The following is a 15,860-nucleotide window of genomic DNA, read 5'->3' on the forward strand; positions in this document are numbered from 1 at the left end:
GGGCCCGGCCAGCAACGCTCGCCACCCAGGTCCCCGACCAGGAACAGGGTGGCGGGCGTTCCCTTTTCTGCGGGCCCCGGAACGCGGCGCCGCAGGCGCAAGTGAGGGGCGCGGGGAACTGCGCGCCCAGCGCGAAACGGCGCCGCACGCGGCAACGGAGTCTGGGTTGCAACCCAGTGGCCGTTGCCGGGTGCGGCGCCGTCATGGGTTGGCCGCGCAGTTCCCCGCGCCCCTGATTCGCCCTGCGGGCTCACCGGGGCGCCGGGGCGGTTAGCCCCGCCTGCGGCGCATGCCCAGGAACAGGGCGCCGCCGACGGCGATCGCCGCGCCCGCGCCGAGGCCGGCGGAGGAGGCCCAGGAGGAGCCGGTCGAGGTGGTGGAGGCGGCCAGGTCCATCGCCGCGCCGGAGGCGTCCGGCAGGTGGGGGGTGCGGCCGATCGGGGTGATCGACTTCACCGAGCCGTCAGAGCCGAGGATCACCCGCTTGTTGTTCGAGTGGGAGAAGTCGAACGCCGAGTTCAGCGATCCTGCCGTGGCGTCGAAGGAGCCGTTCCCGATCCGCCCGGTCCGCCAGTTGTCCTCGATGAACCGGGTGATCGAGGACTGCGTGGTGAGGCCGTGGTCCACGTGGTCGGTCTTCGCGTAGGGCGAGATCACCAGCAGCGGCAGCCGCGGCCCGGGGCCGCACCGGTCCTGCTGGCCGGCCAGCACCGCGGTCTGCGCCTGGCAGCCGCTCGCGTCCTGCGTGGAGTCCTGCGAGCCGTTGGTCGGCGCGTGGTAGACGTGGTCGTACCAGCCGTCGGAGTCGTCGTAGGAGATCACCACGGCGGTGGAGGACCACTCGGGCGACTTCTGCAGCGCGTTGATCTCGTCGACCAGGAAGTGCTGCTCGTCCGTCGGGTCCGAGTAGCCCGCGTGGCCGTCCTGGTACGCGCCGGCCTTGAGGAAGCTGACCGCGGGCAGGTGGCCGGCGTCCAGTGCCTTGTTGAAGTCGGACAGGTCGTACTGGTGGTTCGCCTGGTCCGTGGAGCCGATCGCGGCCGTGCTGGACGGCGGCAGGTGGTGCGGGTTGGACGTCGACTTGTAGTACTCGAACGGGTTGTGGTGGGGGCTGTAGTCCACCACCGAGGAGCCGCCGACGTTGGTGTGGCTGGTGTCGCACTTGGCGTAGTCGCCGGACTTGCCGTCCCAGGCGGTCGAGGGCTTGAAGCCGCCCTGGAACCAGCCCCAGGTGACCTTGCGCTGGTTGAGGAGGTCGCCGATGTTCTTGCCCTGGGTGACCGCGGCCAGGTTGCTGGTCGCGGTGTGGTCCGAGTCGGCGCAGTCGTCGTAGGCCGGGTCGGGGTCGCGGATGATGGTGCCCACGCCCGAGGCGTTCGGCGAGGAGACCACCGAGCTGTCCGGCGTCGCGGTCTGCTTGGGGTCGGTGGTGCCGGAGGTGGAGGAGACCGAGACGGCGCCGTGGGTCTGCCCGGCGACCAGGTTGAGCGCGCCCGGCGTGGACGGGCCGTAGGTCGACCCGTACGAGTTGTCGGACATCGTGTACTGCTGCGCGTAGTTCCACAGCGCGGTGACGGAGTTGCCGTCGTAGTAGTCCATGGCCAGGCCCGGCTCGCCGAAGAGGCCGCCGGAGCACTTGTCGACCGAGGTGTTCTGGACGAACTGGTCGGCCTTGCCGCCGTCGTAGGCCTTCTGCTCGGGCCCGTAGCTGTGGTTCTGGTCGCAGGTCATGGCCTGCGAGGGGGAGAGGCGCTGCGGGCTGTAGAGGTTCGGGTTGCTCTTCAGCAGGCCTGCGCTCGCGGCGGTGTTCGCCTTCGGGGTGCCCGGCTTCGCGGTGAACCTGGTGCCGTCGGTGTTGGCGGCCTTCGGGTACGTCGCGAAGTAGTGGTCGAAGGAGACGTTCTCGTCGAAGAGGACGACGAGGTGCTTGATCGGGGTGGCCGTCGAGACGGCGGGCGCGTGCCCGTGCCGCGCGCCGGCAGGAGCCGCCGCCCAGGCCGCCGAGGTGCCGGCCGCACCCGCGGCCAGTACCGCGGTGAAGGCGGCGGCACCGCGGGCGAGGCGGCGTGTCCGGGACGGGGTCCTGGACGTGGATCGGGACGAAGTCATCTGTTCTGATCCTCCACTGACGGCGCGTCAGGCGCCGCTGTCGTCGGTCGGACGCACCGCGCGCCGATGCGGTCACCACCGGCCCCGCGCGTCCCGCGGGGAGCGTAGGCAGTGTGTGCGAGCGCTGATCCCCGCCCGGATGACGCGGCGGTGAACGGCCGACGTCCGCTTGGCATCGTGTCATGCACTCGGCGGTTCATCAGGTGAGGAGGGCCCTTCCGTACCAGTCCGAGCGGTCGGCCACACCCGGCAGCGCGAAGAAGTAGCCGCCGCCGTACGGCGAGACGTAGTCCACCAGCGGCTCGCCGGCCAGGCGCTTCTGGACGGTGACGAACTGCCGGTCCAGGTCCTGCTGGTAGGCGCAGAAGACCAGGCCCATGTCGAGGTCGCCGTTGGCGTCCGTGCCGCGGTCGTAGTTGTAGCCGCGGCGGAGGAAGCGGGAGTCGGCGGTGGCCGCGGTGCGCGGATCGGCCAGCCGCATATGGGCGTCCAGCGGGATCACCGAGCCGGTGGGGTCGGCCGCGTAGTCGGGGGTGTCGAACTCGGCCGAGCCGTCCAGCGGGGCCCCGCTGTCCCGGCGGCGGCCGAACATCCGCTCCTGCTCGGAGATGGTCACCCGGTCCCAGAACTCGACCAGCATCTTGATCAGGCGGACCGCCAGATAGCTGCCGCCGACCGCCCAGGAGGGCTCGCCCTGGCCGCGGCCGACCCAGATCAGGTCGCTCATCAGCCGGGCGTCGGTGGTGGCCGGGTTGGCCGTGCCGTCCCGGAAGCCGAAGAGGTTGCGGGGCGTACCGGACGGGCGGGGCGGGGAGTTGAAGCCGTCCACCCGCCAGCGGACCTGCATCCCGCCGCGGGTGTGCCGGGCCAGGTCGCGCAGCGCGTGGCTGACGGTGTCCGGGTGGTGGGCGCAGAGCTGGAGGAGCAGGTCGCCGTGGCACCAGGCGGGGTCGAGGTCGTCGTCCGGGAAGGTGTCCATCGGGCGCAGCCGGTGCGGGGCCCGCCCGGACAGGCCGTAGCGGCCGTCGAAGACCGAGGAGCCCAGGGCGACGGTGGCGGTCAGGCCGTCCGCCGGGACGACCGGGCCGAGCAGCCCGGAGTCGGGCGGGGGAGCGCCGATGCCCAGCGGGTCGGGCAGGCCGCCGGTGCTGAGGAAGCGCAGCCGCTGCGTCAGGGTCTTGAGGAGGTCGGTGAGTTCGGCGCGGCCGGTGGCGGTCAGGTCGAAGGAGACGAAGGCCGCGGCGGACTGCTTCGGGGTGGTGATCCCGGCCTGGTGCGCGCCGTGGAAGGGGTATGCCGCGGCGCCGGCCGCCGCGCCCGGGGCGGCCGCTCGGGCCTTCTCGTCCGCCTGGGTCGCCTGCGCCTGCGACTCGCCGGCCAGCAGGCCGACGCCGCCGGCCGCGGCGGCCGCGGCCGCGGTGGTCAGGGCGCCGCGCAGCAGGCGGCGGCGGGGCAGCCGGCCGCGGGCTGCGCTGCGGTCGTTGCCGTTGCCGCGGTCGCCGATGTCACCGCGGTCGCTGGCGTCTCTGCCGTCGCCGATGACGCGGCCGTCGCGGCCCTCGCGGCCCTCGCCCAGGTCGCTCACGTCGCTCACGTCGTCCTCCGTATGTCGCAGACCGCGGCCACCGCGGCGAGGCGCTCGACCAGGTCGCCGAAGGCGGCGTTCAGCGACTCGCGCTGACGCTGCGTCAGATCGCTGAGCGCGGTGGATGCCGCGGTGTTCCCGCTCGGCAGTGCGGCCCGCGCGCGGGCCAGTGCCGCCTCGATGCCCGGCAGTTCGGCCGCCATCCGGGTGCTGAGCACCGGCTTGAGCACCGCCAGCGCCTCCGCCGTGCCGTCCAGGTTGGCCCGTGCGGTGGCCAGATTGCTGTGCGAGCCGTAGTCGGTGCGGCCGGTGAGTTCGAAGCGGATGGTGTTCTCGGTGATCTCGTGCGCCCGGACGCCCAGCACCTGGGGGTCCATCCGGGTGGTCGCCCAGTGCCGCTGGAGCTGCCGCACGTCGGCGACCAGCCGCGCCGCCGCCCCGCGCAGTCCGGCGGCCGGCTGGCCGTGCCAGAGGCCGTACTCGATGCGGTGGAAACCGGTGAAGCCGCTGTCCGAGGTGCCCTTGGGGAGGCCGGCGGCGGTGCCGTCGATGGCACTGTCCAGCGCGCCGAAGGCGCCGTACGCCGCGCCCAGGCGCTCGTAGCCGAGATGCGCGGGCAGCCAGGCGGCGCGCGCCCCCGCCAGGTCGCCGGAGTCGATCGCCGACTGGAGCGCGGTCACCTGCCGCAGCAGCAGCGGCAGCCGGGAGGCGACCCAGTGCTGGTAGGCGAGGGTGGGCGCGATCAGGTCCTGCTGGGTCACCGGGGCCACCGCGGGGGCCGATCCCGCGGTGCCGTCGCCGCTCGTCCCCGGCACCTTCACCACCGGGCCCAGCACCGCGTCCGCGTCCGCCGGCAGGCAGCGGAAGCGGTACGAGCCCGCGGGCAGCCGGACGCTCAGCACGGCGCTCGCCCCGGGGCCCAGCCCCTCCAGCTCGCCCAGCACCGCGGCGTCCGAGGCCCGCTCCAGATAGAGGTCCTCGGGGTTGGCGTCGGAGTTGTGCGCGGTGAACAGCTGGAGCCCGGGGCGGGGATCGGTCCAGCCCCGCCCGCAGGCGCTCGGCGAGACCTCCACGGTGTGGTCGGCCACCCCGGCCTTGGCGTACGAGTCGGCGGCCGGCCCGGCGGCGGCCGGCCGATGTCCGCCGAACGAGCCGCAGCCGGCCGCGCCGGCCGCCAGCAGCGCCAGTACGAGCGCGGACCCCGCCACCCGGCCGCGCACGGTTCCCGGTCGCACCGCGTCGCCCTCCTGTGCTTTTCCGGTCATCGGTACGGCGCCGATGTTAGGCGTGCCTCACTTCCCGCGGCCGCCGCCGGCCGCGCCCGGCGGGGAAGTTCGCCGCGAATTCACCCGGGCTTACCCACCCCGACGAACAGATCCGGACAAACCGGTCGCGCTACCCTCGCGACCTGGCACCATGCGAGCGTGACCAGCACGCCCGCCCAGCATCCGGCCCAGCGCCCCGCTCAGCACCCGGCCCACCCCGCCACCTACGACCTCGCCGACCGGCCGACCGACCTGCCGCTCACCACCCTCGTCCTCCACGACACCGAGGAGACCCACGCCGACACCCTGCGGATCTTCACCGACCCCGCCTCCCGGGTCTCCGCCCACTACCTGATCCGCTCCCAGGACGGGGCGCTCACCCAGCTCGTCCCGGACCGCCACGTCGCCCGGCACGCCGGCAACTGGTACGTCAACCAGCACTCCCTCGGCATCGAGCACGAGGGCTACGCGGACGCCGGGCACACCTGGTACACGGACGCGATGTACCGCGCCTCGGCCGCCCTGATCGGCGGACTCGCCGCCCGCTACGGCATCCCGCTGGACCGCTTCCACCTCCTCGGCCACGACAACGTGCCGGCCCCCACCCCCGCCCACCTCGCCGGAATGCACGTCGACCCCGGGCCGCTCTGGGACTGGGCGCGCCTCCTGGAGCTGCTCGGCCGCCCGGTCGTGCCCACCGCGGAACCCGGCTCACCGCTTCGCGAGATCGCCCACAACTCCGTTCTCCACAAGGATCCTGACGGGTCGTCACCCATCGCGGGGGCGGTCTCCGCAGGGCAGCGGTTCGCCCTCGTCGAGCGTGCGGGGGAGTGGACCGCGCTCTGGTACGAGGGCTCCCGGGCCTGGCTGTACGACCCCGGCCACGACCCGGCCGCCCTCCCCGCGGCGGGCGGCCTCCTCCGCCCGCGCGGCGACCGGCCGATCCAGGTCTTCGGCCGGCCGCTGCCCGCTCCCGAGTGCTTCCCGCCCGGCGTCCCGCGTCCCGAGGCGGTGCCGCTGCCCTTCCGGCTCGCCCCCCACCAGGCGTACGCCCACGGCGGTTTCGCGCCGGCCGTGCATCTGTACGCCCCCGGCGACCGGCCGGCCGACCGGGCCGTCGTCCGGGATCCGGAGACGGCCGCTCGGCGCTGGCTGATCGTGCAGACCGGGCACCGGATCGGCTATGTCCGCGCGGCCGAGGCGGAACTGTTCGAAATCCCCGCCGGCCCCTAACTCACCGACTGCCTCGAACAGTTGACGACCACCCAGATTCACCTGGGCTTTCCTCGCTACCCGGGGGTACCGAATAGGCTCGTGCCATGCGCCGAGCAAAGATCGTCTGTACTCTCGGGCCGGCCACCGACGGCTATGACCAGATCAAGGCTCTGGTCGAGGCCGGAATGGACGTCGCCCGATTCAACCTGAGCCACGGCTCGTACGCCGAACACGAGGAGCGCTACCGCCGGGTCCGCAAGGCCGCGGACGAGACCGGCCGCAGTGTGGGAGTCCTCGCCGACCTCCAGGGCCCGAAGATCCGCCTGGAGACCTTCGCCGAGGGCCCCGTCCTCCTCGAACGCGGCGACGAGTTCACCGTCACCACCGAGGATGTGCCCGGGGACCGGCACATCTGCGGTACCACCTACAAGGGCCTCGCCGACGACCTCGCCCCGGGCGAGCGGATCCTCGTCGACGACGGCAGGGTCGGCCTCCAGGTCACCGAGGTGGACGGGCCGCGGGTCCGCTGCCTGGTCACCGAGGGCGGCATGGTCTCCGACCACAAGGGCCTCAACCTCCCCGGAGTGGCCGTCTCCGTGCCCGCGCTCAGCGACAAGGACGTCGCCGACCTGCGCTGGGCGCTCCGCATCGGGGCGGACCTGATCGCCCTCTCCTTCGTCCGCAGCGGCGCCGACGTCGAGGACGTCCTGCGGATAATGGCCGAGGAGGACCGCCGGGTCCCGGTCATCGCCAAGGTCGAGAAGCCGCAGGCGGTGCGGAACCTGGCGGAGATCGTGGACGCCTTCGACGGCGTCATGGTCGCCCGCGGCGACCTGGGCGTGGAGATGCCGCTTGAGCAGGTCCCGCTGGTGCAGAAGCGTGCCGTCAGCCTGTGCCGGCGCAACGCCAAGCCGGTCATCGTCGCCACCCAGATGCTGGACTCGATGATCAACGCCTCCCGGCCCACCCGCGCCGAGGCCTCCGACGTCGCCAACGCCGTCCTGGACGGCACCGACGCGGTGATGCTGTCCGGGGAGACCTCCGTCGGCAAGCACCCCACCGAGACCGTGCGGACCATGGCCCGCATCGTCGAGGCCGCCGAACAGGAGGACCTGGCGAACGGCCTGCCGCCGCTGACCGAGGCGAGCAAGCCGCGCACCCAGGGCGGGGCGGTGGCCAGGGCCGCCGCCGAGATCGGGGACTTCCTGGGGGCCAAGTACCTGGTCGCCTTCACCCAGTCCGGGGACACCGCGCGCCGGCTGACCCGCTACCGCTCGCCGATCCCGGTGCTCGCCTTCACCTACGAGCCGGCGGTGCGCAGCCAGCTGGCGCTGACCTGGGGGGTGGAGACCTTCATCGGCCCGTTCGCCGAGAACACGGACGAGATGGTCGACCAGGTCGACCGGCAGCTGCTGAAGCTGGGGCGCTGCCGCAAGGGCGACATCGTGGTCATCACCGCGGGCTCCCCGCCCGGCCTGGCCGGATCCACCAACCTGGTCCGGGTCCACCACGTGGGCGAGGACGACGCCCCCCACCGGGGCTAGTGGGTGGATTCCCCCCGGCGCCCCGCCGCGCCGCAGGCGCCCCTCCTCGCGCCTGCGGCCGCCCCCACCCGCCTTCGGCGCCGTACGGGCTGCCTGGCGGGGCCGGGAGTCGTAGCGTGGAGGCGGGCGCAGGGACGGCCGCTCGCGCGGTCCGATGCCGCGCCGGACCGGAAGGAACGAGGCCATGAGCGGACCCGAGGAGTTCGACGAGTTCGCCGCCGACGTGGGCGAACTGCGTGAACAAGAGGCCACCGACCAGTTGGACACCGCCGACACGCTGATCTCCGACCGGCTCGGCGACGACCCGCTGGACACCGGCTACATCGCCGCCGACCGCTGGTCCCCGCCCACCGACGACACGCAGTTCCAGTCCCTGGACGAGCAGCTCGCCCAGGAGGAGCCGGACGTCGGCTCCGACGGCGAGGCCCCGGTCTCCGACGAGTGGGCGGACGGTCCCGACCCCCGCGCCGGCCGGCTGACCGCCGCCGACGAGGGCTGCCGCGGAGTCGAGCAGCCCGAGACCTACGCCTACGACCAGGGCATCGACGGCGGCGCGGCGGGGGCCGAGGAGGCCGCCGTCCACGTCATCCAGGACGCCGACGTGATCGAGGACTTCGGGGCCTACGAACGCGGAGACCGGCCGAGCGGCCCGGATGACCCGGAGACGCTCGACCGGCCTTGGGAGACGGAGACCTGACGGCTGACGCCGCCCGGTGTCAGTGTCCGACGTTCTCCACGACCTCGACGTCGGAGATCTGCTCCTCGATCTCCTCGGCCCCCAGCGAGACCGAGCGGGCCCAGTAGTAGACGCCGAGCGAGAAGACGACGATCAGGGCGATGTCCCACCACAGCGGCAGGTTGCCGGCGCCGCCGAAGCCGCCCTGCCAGGAGATGATCCCCAGCCCGATCAGGTAGACCGGCAGCCACTGGGCGGCCCGCCAGTTCAGCTTGGGCGCGTTCGGCAGCTCCTTCTTGGTCGCGTAGGCCGCGTACGAGCCCAGCAGGGCGTAGCCCAGCAGGATCGCCAGGCCGAGGCGCCACAGGATGTCCCAGCCGGCCCAGTAGATGACCAGGCTGGCGATGGCGAAGGAGATCGGCGAGATGATCTTGCCGCCGGGCAGGCGGTACGGCCGCTCGCGGCCCTCCAGCTGCTTGCTGAAGACGCCGTAGGCCAGCGGGGCGCCGGCGTACATCAGGACGCTCGCCGAGGTGATGAAGGAGACCAGCTGCTGCCAGCTCGGGAAGGGCAGGAAGCAGATCACGCCGGTGATGAAGGAGACCAGCACGCCGAACCACGGCACGCCGCGCTTGTCGGTGGACTCGAAGACCCGCGGCGCGTAGCCGTTGCGGGCCAGGCCGTAGGAGATCCGGGAGGTCGAGGCGGTGTAGATGAGGCCGGTGCCGCCGGGGGAGACCACCGCGTCGACGTAGAGCACCCAGCCCAGCCAGCCGAGGCCGACCAGCACGGCGAGGCCCGCCCACGGACCCTCGATGCCCTTGTACGCCAGGTTCGCCCAGCCGTGGACGAAGGCCATCTTGGGCAGCGCGCCGATGTAGAAGACCTGCAGGGCGGTGTAGATCAGGGCGCCGATGGCCACCGAGCCGATGGTCGCCCGGGGCAGGTCGCGCTTGGGGTTCTTGCTCTCACCGGCCAGCTGGATCGCCTGCTCGAAGCCGAGCAGCGCGAAGATGATGCCGGAGGTCGAGATCGCGGAGAGGACGCCCTTGGCGCCGAAGGGGGCGAAGCCGCCGCCCGCGGTGAAGTTGCCGCCGTGGAAGTTGGTCACCGCGATGATGAAGATGGTCGCCAGCGGGACGGCGATCTTCCACCAGGTGGCGGCCGAGTTGGTGTGCGCCATCACGCGCACGCCCAGGAAGTTGATCGCCACGAAGACGGCCATCAGCAGCACGGCCACGAAGAACCCGGAGACGGTCAGGGTTCCGTCGGCGTGGAGGAAGCCCTTGGCGAAGTTCCAGTGACCGGCGTAGCCGATCATCGCCTCGACCTCGATCGGGGCCACGGTCGCCGCCTGCAGCCAGGAGAACCAGCCGAAGGACATGCCGGCGAAGCCGCCGAAGGCGTAGTGCGGGTAGCGCGCGGTGCCGCCGGCGACCGGGAACATGCCGCCGAGCTCCGCGTGCACCAGCGCGAGGAGGGTGATCGCGATCGCACCGATGATCCAGGAGATGATCGCCGCGGGACCGGCCGCGACCACCGCCTTCTCCGCACCGTAAAGCCAGCCGGACCCGATGATCGAGCCCACTGAGGCCCACATCAGTCCGATCAGGCCGACATCTCTTCTGAGTGTGCTGCGGCCACCGGCTGTACCGGTGCCGCTGCCGGCGGAGAGTTGGTCGACTCCTGCCATGGGGAGGCCTCTCGTTTTTCGTCGTGCGCGTAGGTCATGCGTTAACGCTGTTGAAGTGGCCACATGTTAGGGCCGCGACAAGACGATGCGAAGAGTCGATTACTGAATAGTTATGTACTGACTGTATGTATTCATGCGATTACAGCCGTGATCATGCCAGGGGCAGCCGTGAATGTCCGCTTTGCGGGCGGCCGGGAAAAGCGGCACGGGGAGGCGGGGAAGAAGTCGGGCTCCGGCCTGCGGTGAAAGGAAGTGGTTCACCTGAGGTGACGAAGATCGCCGAGCGAAAGGCAACCTTGGAATTGAAGGCAAAGTGCCCTAGGTGGGATTCGAACCCACACTGTACGGTGTTTGAGACCGCTCTCTCTGCCGGTTGGAGTACTAGGGCGGGCTTGACTTTGAAGGCGAGTCGGGGCCCGGCGCGCCTCAAACATACCGTGTCCAGGTAGCCTCTTGCACGTAGACCCCTGGAACGAGGAGCCCCGTGAGCGCCGCCGACGAGCAGCCGCAGCAGGAAGTCAGCACGGAGACCACGCGCGTCGTCATCGCCGAGGACGAGGCGCTGATCCGCCTTGATCTCAAGGAGATGCTGGAGGAGGAGGGCTACACCGTGGTCGGCGAGGCCGGCGACGGGGAGACCGCGGTCAGGCTGGCCGAGGAGCTGAAGCCCGACCTGGTGATCCTGGACGTCAAGATGCCCGTGCTGGACGGGCTTTCCGCGGCCGAGCAGATCCATGAGGCGCGGATCGCACCGACCCTGATGCTCACCGCCTTCTCGCAGCGCGAGCTGGTGGAGCGGGCCCGGGACGCCGGCGCGATGGCCTATGTGGTGAAGCCTTTCAGCAAGACCGACCTGGTCCCCGCGATCGAGATGGCCACCTCCCGGTACAGCGAGATCCGGCTGCTGGAGGACGAGGTCTCGGACCTCAATCTGCGGCTGGAGACCCGGAAGCTGGTCGACCGTGCGAAGAGCGTCCTGCAGACCAAGTTCGGCCTGAGCGAGCCGGACGCCTTCCGCTGGATCCAGAAGACCTCGATGGACCGCCGGATGACGATGAAGGCCGTCGCCGAGGCGGTCATCGAGGAGGGCGAGGCGCAGGACGCCAAGAAGAAGTCCTGACCCCGGCCGATCCCGCTGCGCCGGAAGGGGCGCCGCCTGACGAGCAGTCAGGCGGCGCCCCTTCCGTGTAAGGGGATCGGCCGGGGTCAGTCCTCGCCGAGGTAGGCCTTGCGGACCGACTCGTCCTCCAGGAGGTTCGCGCCGGAGCCGGAGAGGACGATCCGCCCGGTCTCCATCACATGGCCGGTGTTCGCCAGCGACAGCGCGGCCTGGGCGTTCTGCTCCACCAGCAGGATCGTGGTCCCGCCGGAGCGCAGCTCCACGATGGTCTCCATGATCTTCTGCATCATGATCGGCGAGAGCCCCATCGAGGGCTCGTCGAGCATCAGCAGCTTGGGCCGGGACATCAGCGCCCTGCCCATGGCGAGCATCTGCTGCTCGCCGCCGGAGAGGGTGCCCGCGGCCTGCCTGCGGCGCTCGCCGAGGATCGGGAAGAGGTTGTAGGCCCGCTCCACGTCCTTCTGGATGCCGTCGGCGTCGCGCCGCAGGAACGCTCCCAGCAGCAGGTTCTCCTCGATGGTCATCCGGGGGAAGATGTGCCGCCCCTCGGGGGAGTGGGCCAGGCCGAGCTCGACGATCCGGTGCGCCGGGACGCCGACCAGCTCGCGGCCCTCGAACCGGATCCGTCCGGCGATCGGCTTGAGCAGCCCGGAGAGGGTGCGCAGGGTGGTCGTCTTGCCGGCGCCGTTGGTGCCGATCAGGGTGACCACCTGGCCGGCGTCCACGCTGAACGAGATCCCCTTGACGGCCTCGATCTGGCCGTAGGCGACGTGCAGGTCCTCGACTTCGAGCAGGGCGGTCATGAGGCCTCCTCCTCGGTGGTCCCCTCGGCGTTCTGGGCGCGTTCCGCGGCCACCACCTCGGCCTCGGCCTCGTCGGGGGGAGCGCCCTCGTACGGGGTGCCCAGGTAGGCGGCGATGACCCGCTCGTCCGCCTGGACGGTCTCCGAGCTGCCCTCGACCAGCAGTTGGCCCTGGACGAGGACGGCGACGCGGTCGCAGAGGTTGAAGATGAAGCGCATGTCGTGCTCGATGACGAGGACCGCGATGCCGCGGGCGCGGATCGCGAAGACCAGCTCCTCGGTGGCCCGGGTCTCCTGCGGGTTCATCCCGGCGGTGGGCTCGTCGAGGAGCAGCAGTCCGGGCTCGCTGGCCAGCGCCCGGGCGATCTCCAGCTTCCGCTGCTCGCCGTAGGGGAGGTTGCGGGCCAGGTGCTCGGCCTTGGCCTCCAGGCCGACGAACTCCAGGATCTCCATGGCGTGCCGCCGGGACTCGCGTTCCGCGCGGCGGTAGCCGGGGCCCCGCACCAGGGCGGAGAAGAGCCCCTCGCGGGTCCGGGTGTGCCGGCCGACCAGGACGTTCTCCAGTACCGTCATGTTGTTGAAGAGCCGGATGTTCTGGAAGGTGCGGGCGATCCCGGCCTGGGTGACCTTGAAGGGCTTGGGCGGCAGGGTCCGCCCGCGGTAGCTGACCCGTCCCTCGGTGGGGACGTAGAGGCCGGTCAGGCAGTTGAAGAAGGTGGTCTTGCCGGCGCCGTTGGGTCCGATCAGGCCGAGGATCTCACCGGGCCGGACGCCGAGGCTGACGTCGTTGACGGCGGTGAGTCCGCCGAACCGCATGGTGACGTGGTCGGCCTCGAGGAGCGGCCCGGTGGCCGGGGTCTCCGAGGGCGCCGGGGCGGAGGTGGGAGTCGTCATCGGGGTCACGCTCCCGCGGGGGTCGGGTCGTCGGGGGCGGGGGTCGCGGCGGCGGGCTGCGCGGGCAGCGCCGCGGCCGTCACGGGCGGTGCCCCGGACTCGTGGAACTCCAGCTGGCGGCGGCGGTTGGCGATGATGCCCTCCGGCCGGAACCGCATGATCAGGACCAGGGCCAGGCCGAACGCCAGCAGCTTGTAGTCCTGGAGGAACTGGAGCTTCTCCGGGATCAGGTAGAGGAGGGCGGCGCCGAGCACCGGGCCGCCGATCGTGCCCATGCCGCCGAGCACCACCGCGGCCAGCAGGAACGCCGAGTTGGGCGCGACCGGGCCGGCGAACTGGTAGGGGTCGGGCACCACGTTGTATGTCACATGGGCGCTGACCGTGCCGGCCAGCCCGGCCAGGCAGGCGCCCAGGGCGAAGGCGGTGAGCTTGACCCGGAAGCCGTTGATGCCCATCGCCAGCGCGGCCGTCTCGTCCTCGCGGATGGCCACCCAGGCGCGGCCGATCCGGGAGTTGGCGGCCCGGCTGAAGACCGCGATCACGAACACCGTGGCGAGGACCATCAGCAGGTAGTAGTTGGCGAACCGGCCGAGGGTGAACGACCCGATCTGGTGCGGCATGCCGAGGTTGAAGCCGAAGATGCTGAGGTCGGGGATCTGCGGAATGCCGTTCGGGCCGTTGGTGACGTCCGGACCCGAGGTGCCGTCCAGGTTCTGCACGGTGATCCGGAAGATCTCGCCGAAGCCCAGGGTGACGATGGCCAGATAGTCGCCGCGGAGCCGCAGCGTGGGCGCGCCGATCAGCACGCCGAAGAGCAGCGAGGCGGCGGCCCCGGTGAGGGCGGCCGCCCAGAACGGAAAGGTGGTGCCGTGGATCGAGGAGTACGGCGAGCCGGAGACCAGGGCGGCGGCGTAGGCGCCGACGCCGAGGAAGGCGACGTAGCCGAGGTCGAGGAGGCCGGTGAGGCCGACCACGATGTTCAGGCCGAGCGCCACCGTGGCGAAGATCAGGATGTTCACCCCGACGTTGGCGTCGTGGTCGTTGTTCTGGGTGAACGGGAAGGCCACCGCGGCCAGCGCGCAGAGGGCCAGCGTCCAGGCCTGGTGGCGGCCGTAGAGGTCGTGCCAACGGGAGGTCAGGCCCGCCGAGTTGAGGGCCCAGACGGCGAACGCCACGGTGATCAGGAAGCCCACGAAGAGCTCTCCGTACGAGGTGTCGATCCCGTAGGCGAAGAGCAGCAGGGCGAGGGCGATCATCACCAGGATGATCAGGTACTCGGCGGCGGTCGGCAGCGGGCGTGCGGCCGCCGGCCGCACCGTCTGGCCGGTGAGCCGCTGGAGCACCGAGCGGCCGCGGCTGCCGAGCGCCGTGACCCGTCCCGAGGCGGGCAGGCCGAGGGCGCCGAGGAAGCAGACCAGGCTGCCGGCGCCGGCCACCCAGCCGCCGGCGGTCAGGTTGGCCAGCCCGCCGAGCTCGGCGGCGATGGCGATCAGGGTGTACCAGGTGGTGGCCAGGGCGCCGGTGGCGAGCAGCAGGGTGGCGGCGTTGCCGCGGGCCGGGTTGAGCCAGGCCAGTCCGCGGATCCGGCCGCCGCCGTAGCCGGCCAGGGCGTAGACGGCGGCGAGCAGACCGGCGACGAAGGTCTCCCACTGGAGCCCGCCCGGGTAGCCGCTGACGGTCAGGTCGCCGGGGAAGGCGGAGGTCCAGGTCCAGGCGAGCCAGGCGCTGGCGGCCGTGGCCACCGCGCCGACGAGGGCGATGGCGCGGGCCGCCGAGGGCGGCAGCGGCAGCACCGGGCGCGCGGGGGCGCCGGCGGCCGGGGCGGCGGTGGTGGCGTCGGTGGCGTTGATGTCGGTCATGGTGTCCCTCACGCCCTGTCCGCTACGCGTTCGCCGAGGAGGCCCTGCGGCCGCAGCAGCAGCACCAGGATGAGGAGGACGAACGCCCACACGTTGGCCCAGCTGCTGCCGCCGAACTGGTGCATCCCGGGGATGTTGGCCACATAGGCGGTGGCCAGCGTCTCGGCGATGCCGAGGACCAGCCCGCCGAGCATGGCCCCGTAGATGTTGCCGATGCCGCCGAGGACGGCCGCGGTGAAGGCCTTGAGCCCGGCGTCGAAGCCCATGTTGTACATGACCTGGCCGTACTGCAGGCCGTAGCCGACCGCCGCGACGGCGGCGAAGAGGGCGCCGATGGCGAACGCGGCGGCGATGATCCGGTTGATGTTGATGCCCATCAGCTGGGCGGTGTCCGGGTCCTGGGCGGTGGCCTGCATGGCGCGGCCGGTGCGGGTGCGGCGGACGAACCAGGCGAGACCGCTCATGCAGACGATCGCCGACACCAGCACGAAGATGTTGCCGGCCTGGATGTTGATCGAGCCGAGTTTCCACGGGCCGGCCGGGATCTCGGGGAAGACCCGGGCACTGGTGGCACCGGGGTAGAGGTTGCGGACGAGTTCCTGGAGGGCCAGGGAGAGGCCGATGGCCGTGATCAGAGGCGCGAGCCGGGGTGCACCGCGGAGCGGCCGGTAGGCGAAGCGCTCGGCGAGCAGGGCGATGACGACGGAGACGATGGCCCCGCCGAACAGCATCAGCGGGATGGCGACCCAGAAGCTGGTGTGCGGGGGAAGGTTGAGGTAGACGGTGAGGGCGCCGAAGCCGCCCGTCATGAAGATCTCGCCGTGGGCGAAGTTGATGAGCTGGACGATGCCGTAGACCATCGTGTAGCCGATGGCGATCAGGCCGTACATGGAGCCGAGGAACAGCCCGTTGGCCAGCTGTTGCGGCAGGGTGTGCACCGCAGGGCCTCCAGTGGTCGGGTGCGCGGCGCGGTCGCCCGCGCCGAGGTGCGCCGGTGTCGGAAGTGCGCCGGGCCGCGCGGAGGTCGGTTTTTCCGCGCGGCCCGGGGCTGTGCGTGGGTGCCGGCCGGGGCCGGCCGGGCGGCGGCGCCGCCGGGGC

Annotated in this window: 12 protein-coding genes and 1 tRNA gene; 4 read left to right on the forward strand and 9 right to left on the reverse strand. The window is 71.9% G+C overall.

The features are described from left to right. Nucleotides 1-270: 270 nt before the first annotated feature. The 3 genes from BS73_RS29065 to BS73_RS29075 all read right to left on the reverse strand — a co-directional run bounded on the left by BS73_RS29065 (nucleotide 271) and on the right by BS73_RS29075 (nucleotide 4,959). The gene (locus tag BS73_RS29065; protein ID WP_051941047.1) at nucleotides 271-2,109 is read right to left on the reverse strand and encodes a phospholipase C; all 1,839 of its coding nucleotides are present in this window, start codon (nucleotides 2,107-2,109) and stop codon (nucleotides 271-273) included. Between the two features lie 199 nt (nucleotides 2,110-2,308). Further along, on the reverse strand, nucleotides 2,309-3,565 hold the full coding sequence (gene efeB / locus BS73_RS29070) for an iron uptake transporter deferrochelatase/peroxidase subunit (RefSeq protein ID WP_084704933.1): 1,257 nt from the start codon (nucleotides 3,563-3,565) through the stop codon (nucleotides 2,309-2,311). A 134-nt stretch (nucleotides 3,566-3,699) separates the two neighbouring features. Continuing rightward, nucleotides 3,700-4,959 carry an EfeM/EfeO family lipoprotein gene (locus tag BS73_RS29075; protein WP_037577438.1) on the reverse strand — a complete coding sequence of 420 codons (1,260 nt, stop codon included), beginning with the start codon at nucleotides 4,957-4,959 and terminating at the stop codon, nucleotides 3,700-3,702. A gap of 159 nt (nucleotides 4,960-5,118) precedes the next feature. Between BS73_RS29075 and BS73_RS29080 the strand changes: the two genes are divergently transcribed. The 3 genes from BS73_RS29080 to BS73_RS29090 all read left to right on the forward strand — a co-directional run bounded on the left by BS73_RS29080 (nucleotide 5,119) and on the right by BS73_RS29090 (nucleotide 8,415). After that, nucleotides 5,119-6,192, forward strand: coding sequence for an N-acetylmuramoyl-L-alanine amidase (locus tag BS73_RS29080; protein ID WP_051941050.1), 1,074 nt, complete (start codon nucleotides 5,119-5,121; stop codon nucleotides 6,190-6,192). A gap of 86 nt (nucleotides 6,193-6,278) precedes the next feature. Continuing rightward, nucleotides 6,279-7,718: a pyruvate kinase gene (gene pyk / locus BS73_RS29085; protein ID WP_037577440.1), complete on the forward strand. Its 1,440-nt coding sequence runs from the start codon at nucleotides 6,279-6,281 to the stop codon at nucleotides 7,716-7,718. A 184-nt stretch (nucleotides 7,719-7,902) separates the two neighbouring features. Next, nucleotides 7,903-8,415: a DUF5709 domain-containing protein gene (locus BS73_RS29090; protein WP_063837088.1), complete on the forward strand. Its 513-nt coding sequence runs from the start codon at nucleotides 7,903-7,905 to the stop codon at nucleotides 8,413-8,415. 19 nt (nucleotides 8,416-8,434) lie between these two features. Here the strand turns inward: BS73_RS29090 and BS73_RS29095 are convergent, their stop codons facing one another. Both BS73_RS29095 and BS73_RS29100 read right to left on the reverse strand, forming a co-directional pair. Then, entirely contained in the window at nucleotides 8,435-10,087 is a 1,653-nt protein-coding gene (locus BS73_RS29095; protein WP_037577443.1) for an APC family permease, read from the reverse strand. A 314-nt stretch (nucleotides 10,088-10,401) separates the two neighbouring features. Next, nucleotides 10,402-10,475, reverse strand: a tRNA-Leu gene (locus BS73_RS29100). Between the two features lie 96 nt (nucleotides 10,476-10,571). On the opposite strand from BS73_RS29100, the gene BS73_RS29105 reads away from it, so the two are divergent. Beyond that, on the forward strand, nucleotides 10,572-11,207 hold the full coding sequence (locus tag BS73_RS29105; protein ID WP_037577446.1) for an ANTAR domain-containing response regulator: 636 nt from the start codon (nucleotides 10,572-10,574) through the stop codon (nucleotides 11,205-11,207). Between the two features lie 86 nt (nucleotides 11,208-11,293). Here BS73_RS29105 and BS73_RS29110 read toward each other — a convergent pair whose 3' ends face one another. Genes BS73_RS29110 through BS73_RS29125 form a run of 4 tightly spaced genes read right to left on the reverse strand, consistent with a single transcriptional unit; the run spans nucleotide 11,294 to nucleotide 15,700 of the window. Further along, on the reverse strand, nucleotides 11,294-12,010 hold the full coding sequence (locus BS73_RS29110) for an ABC transporter ATP-binding protein (protein ID WP_037577450.1): 717 nt from the start codon (nucleotides 12,008-12,010) through the stop codon (nucleotides 11,294-11,296). Next, nucleotides 12,007-12,903, reverse strand: a complete 897-nt coding sequence (locus BS73_RS29115) for an ABC transporter ATP-binding protein (RefSeq protein ID WP_037577453.1) — start codon at nucleotides 12,901-12,903, stop codon at nucleotides 12,007-12,009. Before BS73_RS29115 ends, BS73_RS29110 begins: the two co-directional genes overlap by 4 nt. A 5-nt stretch (nucleotides 12,904-12,908) precedes the next feature. Then, nucleotides 12,909-14,762 carry a branched-chain amino acid ABC transporter permease gene (locus tag BS73_RS29120; RefSeq protein ID WP_037577454.1) on the reverse strand — a complete coding sequence of 618 codons (1,854 nt, stop codon included), beginning with the start codon at nucleotides 14,760-14,762 and terminating at the stop codon, nucleotides 12,909-12,911. An 8-nt stretch (nucleotides 14,763-14,770) separates the two neighbouring features. Continuing rightward, the gene (locus BS73_RS29125; protein WP_037577457.1) at nucleotides 14,771-15,700 is read right to left on the reverse strand and encodes a branched-chain amino acid ABC transporter permease; all 930 of its coding nucleotides are present in this window, start codon (nucleotides 15,698-15,700) and stop codon (nucleotides 14,771-14,773) included. Nucleotides 15,701-15,860 lie beyond the last annotated feature (160 nt).

The organism is Phaeacidiphilus oryzae TH49 (assembly GCF_000744815.1).
Lineage (GTDB): Bacteria > Actinomycetota > Actinomycetes > Streptomycetales > Streptomycetaceae > Phaeacidiphilus > Phaeacidiphilus oryzae.